The 16184-nt window shown below is 42.6% G+C and carries 22 protein-coding genes; 3 read left to right on the top strand and 19 right to left on the bottom strand.

Annotation, left to right across the window (positions count from 1 at the left end; all coding sequences use genetic code 11):
- The first annotated feature begins 195 nt into the window (after nucleotides 1–195).
- From AABM38_RS00910 to AABM38_RS00900, 3 genes are all read left to right on the top strand, one after another.
- The gene (locus AABM38_RS00910) at nucleotides 196–1161 is read left to right on the top strand and encodes a S8 family peptidase (RefSeq protein ID WP_423408735.1); all 966 of its coding nucleotides are present in this window, start codon (nucleotides 196–198) and stop codon (nucleotides 1159–1161) included.
- On the top strand, nucleotides 1158–2009 hold the full coding sequence (locus tag AABM38_RS00905; RefSeq protein ID WP_423408734.1) for an endonuclease: 852 nt from the start codon (nucleotides 1158–1160) through the stop codon (nucleotides 2007–2009). The genes AABM38_RS00910 and AABM38_RS00905 overlap by 4 nt, the downstream gene beginning before the upstream one ends.
- Before the next feature lie 108 nt (nucleotides 2010–2117).
- Nucleotides 2118–2828, top strand: a complete 711-nt coding sequence (locus tag AABM38_RS00900) for a hypothetical protein (RefSeq protein ID WP_423408733.1) — start codon at nucleotides 2118–2120, stop codon at nucleotides 2826–2828.
- Between the two features lie 899 nt (nucleotides 2829–3727).
- Here the strand turns inward: AABM38_RS00900 and AABM38_RS00895 are convergent.
- The 19 genes from AABM38_RS00895 to rpsE all read right to left on the bottom strand — a co-directional run bounded on the left by AABM38_RS00895 (nucleotide 3728) and on the right by rpsE (nucleotide 16175).
- The gene (locus tag AABM38_RS00895) at nucleotides 3728–4252 is read right to left on the bottom strand and encodes a type II toxin-antitoxin system PemK/MazF family toxin (RefSeq protein ID WP_423408732.1); all 525 of its coding nucleotides are present in this window, start codon (nucleotides 4250–4252) and stop codon (nucleotides 3728–3730) included.
- Between the two features lie 336 nt (nucleotides 4253–4588).
- Nucleotides 4589–4981 carry a 30S ribosomal protein S9 gene (rpsI, locus tag AABM38_RS00890; protein ID WP_125482115.1) on the bottom strand — a complete coding sequence of 131 codons (393 nt, stop codon included), beginning with the start codon at nucleotides 4979–4981 and terminating at the stop codon, nucleotides 4589–4591.
- A 20-nt stretch (nucleotides 4982–5001) separates the two neighbouring features.
- Nucleotides 5002–5439, bottom strand: a complete 438-nt coding sequence (rplM, locus tag AABM38_RS00885) for a 50S ribosomal protein L13 (RefSeq protein WP_251487446.1) — start codon at nucleotides 5437–5439, stop codon at nucleotides 5002–5004.
- Nucleotides 5440–5613: 174 nt separating this feature from the next.
- Nucleotides 5614–6378, bottom strand: a complete 765-nt coding sequence (gene truA, locus AABM38_RS00880; RefSeq protein ID WP_423408731.1) for a tRNA pseudouridine(38-40) synthase TruA — start codon at nucleotides 6376–6378, stop codon at nucleotides 5614–5616.
- 9 nt (nucleotides 6379–6387) lie between these two features.
- Entirely contained in the window at nucleotides 6388–7185 is a 798-nt protein-coding gene (locus AABM38_RS00875) for an energy-coupling factor transporter transmembrane component T family protein (protein ID WP_423408730.1), read from the bottom strand.
- Complete coding sequence (locus tag AABM38_RS00870) at nucleotides 7182–8051, bottom strand: energy-coupling factor ABC transporter ATP-binding protein (protein ID WP_423408729.1); 870 nt, start codon at nucleotides 8049–8051, stop codon at nucleotides 7182–7184. Before AABM38_RS00870 ends, AABM38_RS00875 begins: the two co-directional genes overlap by 4 nt.
- The gene (locus AABM38_RS00865) at nucleotides 8027–8866 is read right to left on the bottom strand and encodes an energy-coupling factor ABC transporter ATP-binding protein (protein WP_423408728.1); all 840 of its coding nucleotides are present in this window, start codon (nucleotides 8864–8866) and stop codon (nucleotides 8027–8029) included. Before AABM38_RS00865 ends, AABM38_RS00870 begins: the two co-directional genes overlap by 25 nt.
- Nucleotides 8867–9294: 428 nt before the next feature.
- Nucleotides 9295–9657, bottom strand: a complete 363-nt coding sequence (rplQ, locus tag AABM38_RS00860) for a 50S ribosomal protein L17 (protein WP_144481247.1) — start codon at nucleotides 9655–9657, stop codon at nucleotides 9295–9297.
- A 79-nt stretch (nucleotides 9658–9736) separates the two neighbouring features.
- Entirely contained in the window at nucleotides 9737–10681 is a 945-nt protein-coding gene (locus AABM38_RS00855) for a DNA-directed RNA polymerase subunit alpha (protein ID WP_207503064.1), read from the bottom strand.
- A 175-nt stretch (nucleotides 10682–10856) separates the two neighbouring features.
- Complete coding sequence (rpsK, locus tag AABM38_RS00850) at nucleotides 10857–11246, bottom strand: 30S ribosomal protein S11 (protein ID WP_023626407.1); 390 nt, start codon at nucleotides 11244–11246, stop codon at nucleotides 10857–10859.
- Nucleotides 11247–11270: 24 nt separating this feature from the next.
- Nucleotides 11271–11636: a 30S ribosomal protein S13 gene (rpsM, locus tag AABM38_RS00845; RefSeq protein WP_207503065.1), complete on the bottom strand. Its 366-nt coding sequence runs from the start codon at nucleotides 11634–11636 to the stop codon at nucleotides 11271–11273.
- Nucleotides 11637–11659: 23 nt separating this feature from the next.
- Complete coding sequence (rpmJ, locus tag AABM38_RS00840) at nucleotides 11660–11773, bottom strand: 50S ribosomal protein L36 (RefSeq protein ID WP_003156543.1); 114 nt, start codon at nucleotides 11771–11773, stop codon at nucleotides 11660–11662.
- 34 nt (nucleotides 11774–11807) lie between these two features.
- Nucleotides 11808–12026: a translation initiation factor IF-1 gene (gene infA, locus AABM38_RS00835; RefSeq protein ID WP_075980338.1), complete on the bottom strand. Its 219-nt coding sequence runs from the start codon at nucleotides 12024–12026 to the stop codon at nucleotides 11808–11810.
- Nucleotides 12027–12256: 230 nt separating this feature from the next.
- A complete protein-coding gene (map, locus tag AABM38_RS00830; RefSeq protein WP_423408727.1) occupies nucleotides 12257–13003 on the bottom strand; it encodes a type I methionyl aminopeptidase in 747 nt (248 codons plus the stop codon).
- On the bottom strand, nucleotides 13003–13653 hold the full coding sequence (locus AABM38_RS00825; protein ID WP_423408726.1) for an adenylate kinase: 651 nt from the start codon (nucleotides 13651–13653) through the stop codon (nucleotides 13003–13005). The genes map and AABM38_RS00825 overlap by 1 nt, the downstream gene beginning before the upstream one ends.
- Before the next feature lie 56 nt (nucleotides 13654–13709).
- Nucleotides 13710–15005 carry a preprotein translocase subunit SecY gene (gene secY / locus AABM38_RS00820; protein ID WP_423408725.1) on the bottom strand — a complete coding sequence of 432 codons (1296 nt, stop codon included), beginning with the start codon at nucleotides 15003–15005 and terminating at the stop codon, nucleotides 13710–13712.
- Complete coding sequence (gene rplO, locus AABM38_RS00815) at nucleotides 15005–15445, bottom strand: 50S ribosomal protein L15 (RefSeq protein ID WP_423408724.1); 441 nt, start codon at nucleotides 15443–15445, stop codon at nucleotides 15005–15007. The genes secY and rplO overlap by 1 nt, the downstream gene beginning before the upstream one ends.
- Nucleotides 15446–15478: 33 nt before the next feature.
- Nucleotides 15479–15661 (bottom strand): 50S ribosomal protein L30, encoded by a 183-nt coding sequence (gene rpmD, locus AABM38_RS00810; RefSeq protein ID WP_335376677.1) that lies wholly within the window; start codon nucleotides 15659–15661, stop codon nucleotides 15479–15481.
- Between the two features lie 13 nt (nucleotides 15662–15674).
- Nucleotides 15675–16175: a 30S ribosomal protein S5 gene (gene rpsE, locus AABM38_RS00805; RefSeq protein WP_423408723.1), complete on the bottom strand. Its 501-nt coding sequence runs from the start codon at nucleotides 16173–16175 to the stop codon at nucleotides 15675–15677.
- Nucleotides 16176–16184: the final 9 nt, after the last annotated feature.

The following is a 16184-nucleotide window of genomic DNA, read 5'->3' as shown; positions in this document are numbered from 1 at the left end:
CTCAGTCGTTTACTGTATAAAAAAAGTTTAAATCAAATATAGCAATTAGGATAAAAAGCCCAGATTCGGATCTATTTGTAAAAGAGGAACGATTAAATAACCCTACTAATGATACTGTTCATTAATATTCTGAATTGTTAGAATATAAGTTACAACCAGAACTCGCTTCAATTTTATCTCTGAGGAGGGAAAGAAATGGAGCAATATGTTCGCGTTATTCCTTACAAATTAATTGAGGAAAATGAAGAAATCAATGAAGTTCCAAAGGGTGTCGAGTTAATTCAGGCACCGCAAATTTGGAATAAGACTAAAGGGAAAGGCATTAAGGTTGCAGTACTGGACACTGGCTGCGACATTACCCACCCTGACTTGAAAGACCGTATCATTGGCGGACGCAATTTTACCGATGATGATCGAAGCAACCCTGATATTTTTTATGATTATAACGGGCACGGCACACATGTATCGGGTACGATTGCTGCAACTGAAAACCATGCTGGCGTCATTGGTGTGGCACCTGAGGCTGGATTATTGATCGTAAAAGTCTTGAACAAAGCGGGCTCCGGCAAATATGAATGGATCATTAAAGGGATTCATTATGCTATTGAACAACAAGCCGATATTATCTCGATGTCACTGGGCGGTCCGGCAGATGTTCCTGAACTACATGAAGCCATTCAAGCCGCTGTTGAAAAGAATATTCTGGTCGTTTGCGCTGCAGGTAATGAAGGGGATGGGGACGACGCTACCAATGAGTTTGCCTACCCAGGCTGCTATAACGAGGTGGTCAGCGTTGGCGCGATTAACCTTGAACGAGGTTCTTCCGATTTTACAAACTCACATAATCAAATAGATGTTGTCGCACCTGGAGAAGGTATACTTTCAACTTATCTGAACGGAAAATATGCAAAATTGAGCGGGACCTCCATGTCAGCTCCGCATGTTTCTGGTGCGCTTGCACTGATTAAAACATATGCAAATCAGCAATTTGAACGGCCTCTTACCGAACCGGAGTTATATGCCCAATTAATCAGACGGACTGTTCCACTCGGGAATTCACCAAAACTCGAAGGAAACGGCCAGGTTTACTTGACTGTTCCAGATCATTTAGCCGGCATTTTCGACCAGAACTTCAAAACCATGGTCGCTAATGCACTATGATTAAGCTCAAAACCATTTTAGAGGAATGGATATCGGCGAAGGACACTCATATAGAAAGCATCAATAACAAAGTGTACTATGATTGTGCGCTGGATCAAAAAACGCGAGAGGAGTATTACAGCAATATCCACTTTGAACAGCTTAATCTGGCGGATGAGATGAATATTCTTTTAGTGAATTCCCATACTAATCCTTTAAGGTATTCACCCCATCAATATGTGTATCCATGGGTGGACCTGCAGGAGAATCTTCAGCTAAAAAGTTTATACTCCGGACTGAATCTTAATCCGCTAAAAACCATTGAGGAGGATTTAAGGCAGTTAAAAGCTTTTCAGGAAGATGAATTTTTTTCGAACGGGAGAATGATTTATAACTGCGAGCATGTAGATTTGCACCATCTGTTCGCGTGTGAACCGGCCTGTAACAGCATGAGAAACAACTTTCCATATCATGATTATCAGTCATATACTCCTGAGCTGGCTGCTAACGGAATTAGAACAGGCTGCGGCATGGCGGAGAATGGAGGCTTTGAACCCGAATATGGCAAGGGCATTTCAGCAAGAGCGGTGTTTTATTTTACGCTTCGATATAAGGGATTGATCTCACTCGAGGATCTAACGGATTTGGAGCTTTTGCTTAAATGGCATCAAGAAAATCCTGTGGCACTATACGAAAAGCACAGGAACGCCGCCATTCAAGAGCTGCAGGAAATCGAAATCCGTTTATTGATTTTCCATGGGAGGCTGAAAAAATGCTCGGTATGTAGCAGAAAACCGCCTGGATTCAGGCGGTTTTTTTGCTTGGTGCTTTACCCTGGTTTCCTTCACTCCGGGAAATGCCGCCACTAAGTTTATCCTTTGCCGTGCTCATTACCTGTTATTACCTCCTTCTGTCACTAAGGAATTTTACCCCAAAGGGCAAACTAATTCAGAATACTAATGAAGGGATGGATTGCTATGTCAATGGAGTGGTTTGACCGTGTAGTTGGGGAATTGCAGGATCATCTTGAATCTATATGTGAAAAATATGAGCAAGATGGCCAGATGGCTGTGGAGCGGGGATCCAAGCATCCAAGAATCGAGTTTTTTGTTGACTACGAGGATGGTGAACGAGAGTATTTTTACTCCCTATTCTTTGATCCGCACAACGAAGAATTCTATACCGAAAAGATTGATGATGAACTGGAGCAGCCTGCCCGGGTCATATTTTCTGATATAGACGATATAGTCGATGCGGTTCATGAAGGGTTTCATGACTACATTAATGATGCCGACGAAGATGTAGATGTCTTTTACGCCACCCATGAGGATGAAACAGAATATATGGATGTCTATGATGATGCCGATTTAGAAGAACTGGATGATGCGGACGAATTCTACATCACAGAAATCGCAGATGATGATGATATCTTTGAGGAAATCGATGTGGAATGGGAAACTCCTGAGGTGACTGCATTCCACAGGGAGGATGAGGTCGAAGTGACATACCAGTTCGGGGTGGTACAGGAAACAGGCGACGGAGTACTTCGCCGGATCAACCGCTTATGGACAGAAGATGACGATATGATAAAGGATGAGACCAATTTTATCTTCACAAAAGAAGAAGCGCCTACCATCATCGCAATGATTGCCAGCCATATGGATTCCATGCTGGGATATAAGGACTAGAAATATAGAGGGAGGGATAATCCATGTTTCGTGGTTTATCTCTGTCTTTTATTTGGGCTCTTTTCTAAAATATTGTGGTTTTTGAAATGAATTTTTCAACAAACCTTTGAAGAGGAAGTTGACTGGAACGAAAGTTGCGAGACTCCGCCGAAAATGCTATCGCCTTTCCTTCTTACATGGGCAGATTTAAGGAAGCTATTCGATGTCCTGCGGGAGCAGCGGGACAGGTGTGTGACTAGACTAGTTCAAATGATTCAATAAATTGACCCCACCGGCGCCAGTAGTGCCGAGCTGGATCACCGCCCGCCTCTAAAAGAATTTGTTGATGAAAAAACCGGCAGTTAGGCTTAATTCTTCCGCTGCAAGCGAGTATCCTGGCTCGGAAGTCAACCACTACTCTAATAGAAATGACAACGAAATCAGGTTTTATTTAAATAAGATAAGTCTATTGAGCTTCATTAAAACCCGTATTAACAGGCTTTTCTTGACTTTAATAAGAAAACGAAAATTTGGTCTTTATGTTTCGTCGTTAAAAGGTGGTCATTTCAAAGTAAAAGACCTCACTAAAAAGTGAGGTCTAACCATAATACCTTCCAAGGCAAAGCCTTGCATCGCATAATGTACTTATAGTATATGCAAAATAGAGAAAACGATGAATAATTTTTCTTTTAAAGACGAAAGGCAGCCATAAACAATATCGCTATTGTTAGGACTGCCTCCGGATCGCATAATAACTACAACGCACCATGGTGCGAACTAATAATGTACCCTAATTATACCCTAGTTGGAGACAATGTCAAACTTGCAACTCTAAAAAAAATGCAGAAATCAGCTATTTTTTAATAAAAATACACCCTTTTATGCTCTTTTCTCACTTTTTTAGCGTTTTTCGGCGTTTTTTATTTCCTTTCAGCCGGAGGAGAAGCAAACATCCTACGGATTTCCTTGTGTATCTCCTTCATGTTTTCAGTAGATACTTCGGCAATTTTTCCACCCTTAAACATTGGTTTATCAATTCTGTCTTTCGAAATAGTTCTAAAATGTTCGACTAATGCAGTGTTATCAAAACCGTCAAGATCAACATGATACCAGTATCCATCACCCAATCTTTGACTTGTCAAAGGTACTACATAGCATATAGGTGATTTTTTTTCGACTTTGACAATAACTACCGGCCTGTGCTTGTCCTCTTCACGTCCAACATTTAACCCCATAAATGCCCAATATATACGTTTATAAAGTAATGGGAATGTATGAATTTTATTTTTGTCTATGTAACGTAATTGGGCTTTCTGTAACATCCATTCAGCATAACCCAATGCTTCTACAGAATCATCGTTGCCGCTCGAATCTTTTAATCCATCTAAAATTTTCTCCAAATCAGTAAAGACTTTTTGGATTTGAGTTTTTGTTGCTTGGTCCACTTTCATACCTCCTTCCTCAATCCGATTAATAAATTATATCGCAACTTGTATTATAAAAGGTTATTTTTTTGGAAAATAAAGCCTATAAATATCGTATAATAGGATATTTCTCTGAATAGAGTTTTTCACAACCTTTTGTATAAGGCTCTAACTTCAAATGTAAATCTTCTCAGGATTGAAGCACGCAGCATAACAATAATTGCAAGAAACTCAAAGGTACTTGGAGGTATAACAGGGTGAAAAATTCTTTCGTGGTCATAATGTGGTCAAAAATCATTTTTAACAATAAAAAAGACCCCCAACCAAATAGGTTGAGAGCCTTTGAAGCGCCAAAAATTAACGCTTTGAGAACTGAGGTGCACGACGAGCGCCTTTAAGACCGTATTTCTTACGTTCTTTCATACGAGCGTCACGAGTTAATAGTCCTGCACGCTTAAGTGTTGGACGGAATTCTGGGTCAGCTTGAAGTAACGCACGAGCGATACCGTGGCGGATTGCGCCAGCTTGACCAGTGTATCCACCGCCATTTACGTTTACAAGGATATCGTAGCTTCCTACAGTTTCAGTAGCAACAAGTGGCTGCTTAACTACTTCACGTAATGCTGCGAATGGGATATAGTTTTCAATTTCACGATCGTTGATTGTAATTTTTCCAGTGCCTGGTACTAAACGAACTCGTGCAACGGAGCTCTTACGACGACCAGTACCGATATATTGAACCTGTGCCAAGTCAATTACCTCCTTATTAATTATCCGCGAAGTTCGTAAACTTCAGGTTGTTGTGCTTGATGTGGATGCTCGTTACCAGCATATACATGAAGCTTTCTAAACATTTGGCGTCCAAGAGAGTTCTTTGGAAGCATACCTTTGATTGCAAGTTCAAGCATCTTTTCAGCGTAGTTCGTACGCATTTCAAGAGCTGTTCTTTGCTTCAATCCACCTGGGTGCATTGTGTGGCGGTAGTAGATTTTGTCAGTAAGTTTCTTACCAGTAAGTTCGATCTGAGAAGCGTTGATGATGATTACGTGATCACCAGTGTCAACATGTGGTGTGAAAGTTGGTTTATGTTTACCACGTAGAATAGCTGCAACTTCAGTTGAAAGGCGACCTAGAGTCTTGCCTGCAGCGTCAACTACGTACCATTTACGCTCGATATTGTTGGCATTTGCCATAAACGTTGTACGCATGAGTTTCCCTCCTAAATAGTCAAAAAAAATCAATTTCATTTGTGGTATATTTTCAAACACGATAAAGCTCTTCCGGGGCTGATCGTGGGTTTAAAATACATACATATGATATATTAACCTGTGGTTGCGAGATTGTCAACACCAGGAATAGTTGTCATAATGGTTTTTTCAAATTTATTTCCTATTTTCTAATGAATCGTCTTCATAGAAAACCTTCCATAGATAGAGTCCGTGCCCAGGTGCTGTCTTGCCCGCCAATGTGCGGTCTTTTTTTTCAAGAAGCTCAGGAATCGAATCTGCTGCTCTCATGCCTGTGCCGATCTCCAAAAGTGTACCTACGAGAATCCTTACCATGTTGTAAAGAAAACCGTTCCCGACAAACCTGAAGACAAACTGGCCGTTCTCTTCGAAAAAATCGATTTCCTTCACTGTCCGTACCCTGTCCTCGACTTCTGTTTTAGCAGAGCAAAAACTAGTAAAGTCATGAGTCCCGAGCAAATGTTTGCTAGCTTCCCTCATCGCCTCTAAATCAAGGCTAAAAGGAAACTGGTACGCAAAGTTCCTGTGGAACGGATCTCGATGTTTGGATAGCAGCATAAAGTATCGATATTCTTTTCCGACCGCGTTAAAGCGCGCATGGAAGTCAGGCGCTGCCAATTCAACACTATTAATGGCAATATCAGAAGGCAGCAAGGAATTTAGCGCAATCTGCCACCTGGCAGGCTCAATTTCGAGCATTGTATCAAAATGGACAACCTGCCCCCGCGCATGCACTCCTGCGTCTGTACGGCCCGATGCGCTTATCCTGATACGTGTACCCTTATTAAGCTTCTCAAGTGCCTTTTCAATTTCTCCCTGGACCGTCCTTTTGCCAGGCTGGACCTGGTAGCCGGAAAACATCGTGCCATCGTATGATACTGTACATTTTAATCGCGGCATTTTAATACCCTACCCTCTTAAAACAATCAATAGAATCGTAACGAGCGCCAGAAATAGAATCATGCTTGTATCTGCAGATCCCCATTTCAGCTGACGATACTTTGTCCGGCCTTCCCCGCCTTTGTAGCCTCTTGCCTCCATGGCAACAGCAAGCTCCTCAGCCCGCTTGAATGAGCTGATGAACAGCGGAATCAATAACGGAACGATTGCTTTGATTCTCTCTTTGACCGGGCCGCTGTTATACTCTACGCCCCTTGCCGTCTGGGCCTTCATGATTTTGTCTGTTTCCTGCATAAGCGTGGGAATGAACCGCAATGAAATGGACATCATCAAAGCAAGCTCATGAACAGGGAAGTTCACCTTTTTCAAAGGATTAAGCAAAGTTTCCAGGCCATCTGTTATTTCGATCGGTGTCGTTGTCAGGGTCAAAAGTGAAGTGATCAGAATCAGCAGGAAAAAGCGCAAAGATATAAAAATCCCTTGTCTGATTCCATCTTCGTAGATTTTCAGCCAGCCTAAATCTAAGACGAGCTCTCCACCCTTTGTCATGAAAATGTGCAGCAGGAATGTGAAGACTACCAGCAGCAAAATGGGTTTTAACCCTCCGTATAGGAATCGCACTGGTATTTTTGACATACCTACCATTAAAAGTGTATAAATTGCTAAAACGCCATATGTCCATGCATTATTTGCAATGAAAACAACACAGACAAAAAGAAATACAATGATCAGCTTCGAACGGGGATCCATCCGATGCAAAACGGACTCTCCTGGCACATAGCGGCCAAAGATCATATTCTCCATCATTTCCGGCTGCCCCCTTCCAAAAATCCCGCTACCATCTCGGCTAGCTCGTCCTCAGAAAGACTAATCCGGCTGAATTTAGTCTGAAAGGCTTTTTCAATCCTTAACTGCAGACCGACTACCTCAGGAACATCCAATCCTAAATCTATCAGTGCTTGCGGATTTGAAAAAATCTCTTCAGGTGTCCCTTTTGTAAATACCTTCCCCTGATGCATGACAACAATTTTATCGGCATAACGCGCAGCATCTTCCATGCTGTGTGTAACCAGGATCGTCGAAAGGTTTTTCTTTTTATGAAGTGAATAAAATAAGTCCATTATTTCTTTTCGGCCCCTGGGATCAAGTCCAGCGGTCGGCTCGTCCAATACGATAACCTCTGGTTCCATCGCCAATACTCCGGCAATCGCAACGCGGCGCATTTGGCCCCCTGATAGGTCGAACGGGGATTTTTCAAGGATATCTTCAGACAGACCGACCAATTGGATGGCTGCCCTTGCACGTTCCTTTGCTTCGTTCTCTGAGACACCAAAGTTCATCGGTCCGAAGCAAATATCCTTTTCCACTGTTTCTTCGAATAACTGGTGTTCTGGAAACTGAAAGACAATTCCCACCTTTTCACGGACACCCTTTAAATTCTTTTCTTTACGATTCGCCTTGATCTCCCTGCTGCCAATCACTACAGAACCTTTTGTCGGCTTCAAGAGAGCATTCAGATGCTGCAGCACCGTAGACTTGCCTGAACCAGTATGGCCGATGATGGCTAAATACGTTCCTGAAGGAATATCGATGGATACATCAGAAACGGCAAGACGTTCGAAGGGAGTATTAGCCTGGTAACGATATTCTACATTTTTGAGTGAGATGTCCATAATTCTGTCACCAGCTCTTCTTCTGTTAAATATGATTTTGATAGGCCAATCCCTTTATCCCGCATAATTTTACTCATTTTCACGGGAAAAGGAATATCCAGACCAAGTTTAATAAGTTCTTCATCCATCTGAAAAATCTCTTCGGGGGTTCCTTCACGATATAGCTTTCCTTTATTCATGACGAGGATTCTGTCAGCTTTGGCTGCTTCCTCAAGATCATGTGTAATCGAAATGACCGTGATATTTTCCCGGCTTTTTAATTCACGAACTGTTTCAATGACCTCTGCACGGCCTCGAGGGTCAAGCATCGAGGTAGCCTCATCAAGGATGATGATGGCAGGCTGCAGGGCAAGTACACCTGCAATGGCTACACGCTGCTTTTGGCCGCCGGACAGATGGTGCGGCTCTTGATTTAGAAAGGTTCCCATTTTGACTTTTTCAAGTGAATTTTGGACGCGCTCTACCATTAATTCTCTTGGCACGCCGTGATTTTCCAGACCAAAAGCCACATCATCCTGAACAGTTGTTCCAACGAACTGGTTATCAGGATTTTGAAAAACCATTCCGACATTTTTTCGTACATCCCAGACTGTGTCCTCCGATAGAGTAATACCGCATACGGATATTGACCCTTCCTGCGGAAATTGCAGTCCGTTTAACAATTTGGCAAGGGTTGACTTGCCTGAACCATTATGTCCCACTATGGCCAGCCATTCACCTTCAAAAATATCAAAGCTGATATTATTTAAGGCAGGAGCATTTTGTCCATCATAGCTAAAAGATACATCTTGGATGCTAACAAGGAGCTTTTTCATCTCCGTCCTCCTCTCAACTCTTCTTAACTAGCTCTTCTCTAATTTCATTGCTTCATTATGATTTGAACATTTTTGGATATAAAAAAAGCCTGCACCTCTTCCCGGGCGGAAACGTTCCGCGAATTACCGGGTCCTTAAAGGACTGGGAAGAAGTGCATGAGCTAGACGAGACAGGCAGGAAAAGCTCCGCGAGTGAATCTGGCATCAGATCCCCGCAGCAGGACGTAAAAATATATCCTGGCGTTCCTGGCCTAATGGACAGTGAGCAATCCCTCTTTTAAAGCCTGCTCATCATAACGCTCGTTTTGGCTTGTGCTGCTTTTTTCAATTCATTTACCGTCAGAGGCAGGCCCTGATTGTAAGAAAAAAAGGGGATGAAACAAGTTTGTATAAACTGTCCATCGCCCTTGCCCGAGTGTTTAAAGATATTAAACTAACTCGATAATTACCATTGGCGCACCGTCACCGCGGCGAGGTCCAAGTTTCATAATACGAGTGTATCCACCTTGGCGCTCAGCATAGCGTGGCGCGATGTCAGCGAATAATTTTTGAACTGCATCTTGGTTTGTTTCAGCGTTTGCAACTTCGTGACGAACCCAAGCAGATGCTTGACGGCGAGCATGAAGGTCTCCGCGCTTTCCAAGAGTAATCATTTTTTCAACAACTGAACGAAGCTCTTTCGCACGTGTTTCAGTCGTTTCAATACGCTCATTGATAATCAAGTCTGTTGTTAAGTCACGTAGCATTGCTTTACGCTGGGCACTTGTGCGTCCTAACTTTCTGTATCCCATGAGTGTTTCCCTCCTTTGTTGAAGTCATAAGCTGGCATTTTCAGTCTGACAGCAAAATGCCTAGTTAATCTGCAATTAACTAGTCATCTTTACGTAAGCCTAAGCCTAGCTCTTCTAGTTTTGCTTTTACTTCTTCTAATGATTTTCTGCCTAGGTTACGAACCTTCATCATATCTTCTTCTGTCTTATGAGCAAGCTCTTGGACAGTGTTGATTCCAGCACGCTTCAAGCAGTTATATGAACGAACAGAAAGGTCTAGTTCTTCGATAGTCATCTCCAGAACTTTTTCTTTTTGATCTTCTTCTTTCTCAACCATGATTTCAGCATTTTGAGCTTCATCAGTCAGACCGACAAAAATATTCAAATGCTCAGTCAGGATTTTAGCACCGAGTGCAATAGCTTCCTTAGGACCTGTGCTGCCATCTGTCCATACGTCAAAGACCAGCTTGTCATAATTCGTCATTTGCCCTACGCGAGTGTTTTCTACCTGATAAGATACACGTGAAACCGGTGTGTAGATTGAGTCGATTGGAATAACTCCGATCGGCTGGTCTTCCCGCTTGTTTTGATCAGCAGGAGTATAACCACGGCCTCTGCGGGCAGTCAAACGCATACGCAATGATCCTTTGCTAGAAAGAGTCGCGATGTGAAGATCCGGATTAAGGATTTCAACATCACTGTCATGCGTGATACCAGCTGCAGTAACAGGACCTTCTCCCTGTAAATCGATTTCGAGTGTCTTCTCTTCGTCAGAGTAGATTTTCAATGCTAATTTCTTAACGTTTAAAATGATTGATGTAACATCTTCTACGACGCCTTCAATTGTTGAGAACTCATGAAGTACTCCATCGATTTGAATCGATGTAACAGCTGCACCTGGGAGTGAGGATAATAGGATACGACGTAAGGAGTTACCCAAAGTTGTACCATATCCACGCTCAAGCGGTTCTACGACAAACTTGCCGTACTTGGCATCATCGCTGATCTCAACCGTTTCGATTTTTGGTTTTTCTATTTCGATCATCAAATATACCCTCCTTCAAAACGTCGAAACCCCGGCTGGTTATTCACCACACCGAAAGTCCCCCATGTATACGTTCCCGTCTGTGCACAACAACTGGATTAATGATTTCTGTATACTAGAAAATATTTGTATCATATCCCATTATAGACAGGACTACAAATTCTATACAGAAAAATTAAACACGGCGACGTTTTGGCGGGCGGCAGCCGTTATGTGGAACTGGAGTTACATCTTTGATCGCTGTAACTTCAAGACCTGCTGCTTGTAAAGCACGGATAGCTGCTTCACGGCCAGCACCTGGTCCTTTAACAGTTACCTCTAAAGTTTTCAAACCATGTTCCATAGAAGTTTTAGCTGCAGTTTCTGCTGCCATTTGTGCTGCGAATGGAGTGGATTTACGTGAACCCTTGAAACCAAGCGCACCTGCACTAGACCATGATAATGCATTACCATGTACGTCTGTAATTGTTACGATTGTATTGTTGAAAGTTGAACGAATATGCGCAACTCCACTTTCAATATTCTTTTTGACGCGGCGTTTGCGTGTATTAGTTTTACGAGCCATTTAAATGTTACCCTCCTTTACGGATTATTTTTTCTTGTTAGCTACAGTCTTACGAGGACCTTTACGAGTACGTGCGTTGTTCTTCGTGTTTTGTCCGCGTACAGGCAATCCACGACGATGACGCAACCCACGGTATGAACCGATCTCCATTAGACGCTTGATGTTTAGTGAAACTTCACGGCGAAGGTCACCTTCAACCTTTAACTTGTCGATAATATCACGGATCTTGTTAAGTTCTTCTTCAGTAAGATCGCGAACACGAGTGTCTTCAGAAACACCAGCTTCAGCAAGAACTTTCTCAGCAGTTGGTCTGCCAATTCCGAAAATGTATGTTAAAGAAATAACTACACGCTTTTCACGTGGAATATCTACACCAGCAATACGTGCCATCTAGATGCGCACCTCCTTTATTATTAACCTTGTTTTTGTTTATGTTTAGGGTTTTCACAGATCACCATTACTTTGCCTTTTCTGCGGATAACTTTACACTTTTCACAGATTGGCTTAACAGATGGTCTCACTTTCATTACTCTAACCTCCTTGATAGTACGGAGTCACGGTTTATTTAAAGCGGTAAGTAATTCTTCCGCGAGTCAAATCATATGGAGAAAGCTCTACTGTTACTTTATCTCCAGGCAGGATCCGAATGAAGTGCATTCTGATTTTGCCGGAAACATGAGCCAACACTGTATGACCATTCTCTAATTCTACCTTAAACATTGCATTAGGCAAAGTTTCAGTTACTGTGCCTTCAATTTCAATTACATCATCTTTCGCCATAAACTGGTCTCCCTTCTTAAATCAAATACGTATTTAAATCTTATGCCCCGCATTGGCGAAGCTTAGCTTTCCATTTGACACGGTCTATAAAGCAAAACAATTGAGAAAATCGCTGAGAAAAATATTCAACCTTATGATTATAACATAAAGCTGGCATCCCGTCCGCATAGAAATTACATTTTGGCCTATTTTAAGACTAAAAACAGAATCAGGCGTCCGAACACTTTCAATCAGGCTTTCGTTAAAATTTCAAAACCAGTTTCAGTGATCGCGATTGTATGCTCAAAGTGAGCACACACTTTACCGTCAACCGTTACGACAGTCCAATCATCGGCTAACGTTTTAACATAGCGGCTTCCTGCATTCACCATTGGTTCTATACATAGAACCATTCCAGGCTTCAGCCTTGGACCCTTGTTAGGAGGGCCATAATGAGGAATTTGCGGGTCCTCATGCAATTCTTGCCCAATTCCATGGCCGACATACTCGCGAACAATAGAAAAACCTTCAGATTCCACATACGTTTGAATAGCATGGGAGATGTTCGAAAGACGTTCTCCTGGCTTGGCTTCTTTCAAGCCCCTGAACAAAGACTCTTCCGTCACGTCTAATAGACGCTGAGCTTCCTCATCAATCTTGCCTACCGGATAAGTCCAAGCAGAGTCCCCGTGGTATCCGTTGTACTTCGCACCGATATCGATACTGATGATGTCGCCTTCTTTAAGAACCCGTTCGCCAGGAATCCCGTGAACTAGTTCGTTATTGACAGATGCACAGATGCTGCCGCGAAAACCATTATAACCTTTAAAAGAAGGAATAGCACCTTGTTTGAGGATAAAATCTTCGGCAATGGCATCCAATTCTTTAGTTGTAATGCCAGGAGCAACATGCTTCTTCAACTCCTGGTGAGTTAACGCTACAATGCGACCTGCTTCTCGCATAATTTCTATTTCACGAGGGGTTTTACAAATGATCATTAATTTAAGCCCCCAAGCAAATCTTCGATATCAGCAAACACTTTATCAATATCCTGCTGACCGTTGATATTGCGTAAGTAACCTTTATCTTCATAGAAATTTAACAGAGGCTTTGTTTGCTGGATGTTGACATCCAGACGATTTTGAACTGTTTCGGCATTATCATCAGCACGCTGATAAAGTTCTCCGCCACAACGATCGCATACGCCTTCCTGAGAAGGTGGATTGAACACGAGGTGGTAAGTAGCTCCACAGTTTTTGCAAATCCTTCGTCCTGTTAAACGCTCCATCAAGATACTCTGATTTACATCAATGTTGATGACAAAATCAATTTTCTTGCCAAGATCAGTAAGCATAGTGTCCAGAGCTTCAGCCTGGGCAACAGTGCGCGGAAATCCATCTAAAAGGAATCCCTTGCCACAGTCATCCTTGCTTAAGCGCTCACGGACGATCCCGATTGTTACTTCATCAGGAACTAACTCTCCCTTGTCCATAAACGACTTTGCTTTTAATCCAAGTTCCGTTTCTCCTTTGATGGCTGCACGGAACATATCTCCTGTTGAGATATGAGGGATGTTGTATTTCACAACAATTTTATCGGCTTGCGTGCCCTTACCGGCACCCGGAAGCCCCATCAGAACCAAATTCACAAGATTTCCCCCCTCAGTCTCTATTTAAAGATTCAGGGAACAAAGTCCCCTAAATCCTATTTAATAAAGCCTTTATAGTGGCGTTTTACAAGCTGAGCTTCAAGCTGCTTCATTGTTTCAAGCGCAACGCCGACAACAATCAGCAAACTTGTTCCGCCAATCTGTACCGATTGAGGCAGACCAGCAAATTTAATAAAAAATACTGGCAGCACAGAGATAACCGCAAGGAAGATTGCGCCGACCAATGTCAAGCGATACAAAACCTTAGTCAAATAATCCTGTGTGTTTTTGCCAGGACGGATGCCTGGAACATATCCACCTTGCTTCTTCAAGTTTTCAGCAACCTGTTCAGGATTCACCTGGATGAACGCATAGAAATACGTGAACGCCACGATTAATGCTACATACACGACCATACCGATCGGCTGAGTATAATCAAACGTCTTCTGGATCCAGAGTGTCACATCATTGGTGCCGAAGAATTGAGCGATTGTCGGAGGTGTAACGACAAACGAGATTGCGAAGATAACCGGGATAACACCAGCTGCATTCACTTTCAAAGGAAGGTGAGTGTTCTGGCCGCCAACCGAATTATTTCCTGCACTCATACGTTTAGCGTACTGAATAGGTATTTTACGTGTTGCCTGCTGAATGAAAATAACACCAACGATAATAGCGATAACAGCGATAAGAATTAACAGGACAGTAACGATTCGTAGGAATAGTGCCTCACCTGCATCTTCAAATTGCTGAGCATATATCTGGTTTGCCATAGTCGGAATTCCAGCAGCAATACCTGCAAAGATAATGATTGAGATACCATTGCCTACTCCCTTTGCCGTAATCTGTTCACCTAACCACATTAAGAATGCAGTTCCGGCAGTCAAGACCGTAGCAATCAGCAAGTAAGTTCCGATACCTGAGCTTTGGATTAATAATCCGCCAGCCATATTATTAAAGCCATAAGACATACCGAGTGCCTGGATAAAACCAAGAACGATCGTAAAATAGCGGGTAAACTGAGCTAATTTACGTCGTCCGACTTCTCCTTGTTTTGACCATTCAGTAAACTTAGGCACAACATCCATCTGTAATAGTTGAATGATGATGGAAGCAGTGATGTAAGGCATGATTCCCATTGCGAAAATGGAGAAATTCTTCAGCGCACCGCCGCCAAATGTATTAAGCACTCCGAAAACACTCATGTCATCTTGTGCTCTTAAAATATCTGCATTTACGTTCGGAACAGGAATAAATGAGCCGAGACGAAATACAATCAACATTAAAAGGGTGAAGAAGATTTTATTTCTAATTTCACCCACGCGCATAAAATTGGAGATTGTCTGGAACATTAAATCACCTCAGTTTGACCGCCAGCAGCTTCGATAGCTTCTTTGGCTGTAGAGGAGAACTTATGAGCTTTAACAGTTAGCTTCTTGTCTAAGCTTCCTTTAGCAAGTATTTTCACACCTGCTAATTCTTTCTTAACAAGACCTGTTTCGATTAAAAGTTCTGGAGTCACTTCAGTTCCATCTTCGAATACGTTTAGAGCATCAAGGTTAACGACTGCATATTCTTTGCGGTTGATGTTTGTGAAACCGCGTTTTGGCAAGCGTCGGAATAAAGGAGTTTGACCACCTTCAAAACCAAGGCGAACACCGCCGCCAGAACGTGCGTTTTGACCTTTATGACCCTTACCAGCAGTTTTACCTTGGCCAGAACCGATACCACGTCCTAGACGTTTACGTTCTTTACGAGAACCTTCTGCAGGCTTTAATTCATGAAGTTTCATGTTGGCACCTCCTTATTTTAAAGAAGAATAAAATTATTTTTCGTTTACTGTAACAAGATGAGAAACTTTGTTGATCATGCCGCGGATTGCAGCATTATCAGCTTGCTCAACTGTTTGGTTCATTTTACGTAGACCAAGAGCCTTAACTGTTTCGCGCTGATCTTGCGGACGGCCGATCAAGCTGCGAGTGAGGGTAATTTCCAATTTGTTAGCCATTTGATTTCCCTCCTTATCCTAACAGTTCTTCCACAGATTTACCGCGTAACTTTGCTACGTCTTCTGCACGCTTAAGTTGCTTTAAGCCGTCAAGAGTTGCACGTACCATGTTGATTGGTGTGTTAGTTCCAAGTGATTTAGAAAGGATGTCAGCAACCCCCGCTAATTCTAGAACCGCACGAACTGGTCCACCAGCGATAACTCCTGTACCTTCAGAAGCAGGTTTTAGAAGGATTTCACCAGCACCAAAGTGTCCGATAACCTGGTGTGGAATTGTAGTACCAACCATAGGTATTTGGATTAGGTTCTTCTTCGCATCTTCGATAGCTTTGCGAATCGCTTCAGGTACTTCTTGAGCTTTACCAGTACCCATGCCGACATGACCGTTTTTATCTCCTACTACTACAAGAGCAGTAAAACGGAAACGGCGTCCACCTTTAACAACTTTCGCAACACGGTTAACCGTAACTACGCGTTCTTCAAGTTCAAGTTTGTTTGGATCAATACGACGCATCTTTTGTGT

It is taken from the genome of Heyndrickxia sp. MSNUG, from assembly GCF_049532715.1.
Classification (GTDB): Bacteria; Bacillota; Bacilli; order Bacillales; family Cytobacillaceae; genus Mesobacillus.
This window is presented reverse-complemented; position numbering and strand designations above follow the sequence as displayed.

Bases quoted from the DNA above. Each gene is read 5' to 3' on its own strand.
- AABM38_RS00855 (WP_207503064.1), bottom strand. From the start codon at position 10,681: ATGATCGAAATAGAAAAACCAAAAATCGAAACGGTTGAGATCAGCGAT.
- rplM (WP_251487446.1), bottom strand. From the start codon at position 5,439: ATGCGTACAACGTTTATGGCAAATGCCAACAATATCGAGCGTAAATGG.
- rpsE (WP_423408723.1), bottom strand. From the start codon at position 16,175: ATGCGTCGTATTGATCCAAACAAACTTGAACTTGAAGAACGCGTAGTT.
- rplQ (WP_144481247.1), bottom strand. From the start codon at position 9,657: ATGGGATACAGAAAGTTAGGACGCACAAGTGCCCAGCGTAAAGCAATG.
- secY (WP_423408725.1), bottom strand. From the start codon at position 15,005: ATGTTCCAGACAATCTCCAATTTTATGCGCGTGGGTGAAATTAGAAAT.
- AABM38_RS00875 (WP_423408730.1), bottom strand. From the start codon at position 7,185: ATGATGGAGAATATGATCTTTGGCCGCTATGTGCCAGGAGAGTCCGTT.
- AABM38_RS00900 (WP_423408733.1), top strand. From the start codon at position 2,118: ATGTCAATGGAGTGGTTTGACCGTGTAGTTGGGGAATTGCAGGATCAT.
- AABM38_RS00910 (WP_423408735.1), top strand. From the start codon at position 196: ATGGAGCAATATGTTCGCGTTATTCCTTACAAATTAATTGAGGAAAAT.
- truA (WP_423408731.1), bottom strand. From the start codon at position 6,378: ATGCCGCGATTAAAATGTACAGTATCATACGATGGCACGATGTTTTCC.
- rpsM (WP_207503065.1), bottom strand. From the start codon at position 11,636: ATGGCACGTATTGCTGGTGTAGATATTCCACGTGAAAAGCGTGTAGTT.
- rplO (WP_423408724.1), bottom strand. From the start codon at position 15,445: ATGAAACTTCATGAATTAAAGCCTGCAGAAGGTTCTCGTAAAGAACGT.
- map (WP_423408727.1), bottom strand. From the start codon at position 13,003: ATGATCATTTGTAAAACCCCTCGTGAAATAGAAATTATGCGAGAAGCA.
- AABM38_RS00865 (WP_423408728.1), bottom strand. From the start codon at position 8,866: ATGAAAAAGCTCCTTGTTAGCATCCAAGATGTATCTTTTAGCTATGAT.
- AABM38_RS00905 (WP_423408734.1), top strand. From the start codon at position 1,158: ATGATTAAGCTCAAAACCATTTTAGAGGAATGGATATCGGCGAAGGAC.
- rpmJ (WP_003156543.1), bottom strand. From the start codon at position 11,773: ATGAAAGTGAGACCATCTGTTAAGCCAATCTGTGAAAAGTGTAAAGTT.
- infA (WP_075980338.1), bottom strand. From the start codon at position 12,026: ATGGCGAAAGATGATGTAATTGAAATTGAAGGCACAGTAACTGAAACT.
- AABM38_RS00870 (WP_423408729.1), bottom strand. From the start codon at position 8,051: ATGGACATCTCACTCAAAAATGTAGAATATCGTTACCAGGCTAATACT.
- rpsK (WP_023626407.1), bottom strand. From the start codon at position 11,246: ATGGCTCGTAAAACTAATACACGCAAACGCCGCGTCAAAAAGAATATT.
- rpmD (WP_335376677.1), bottom strand. From the start codon at position 15,661: ATGGCTAACAAATTGGAAATTACCCTCACTCGCAGCTTGATCGGCCGT.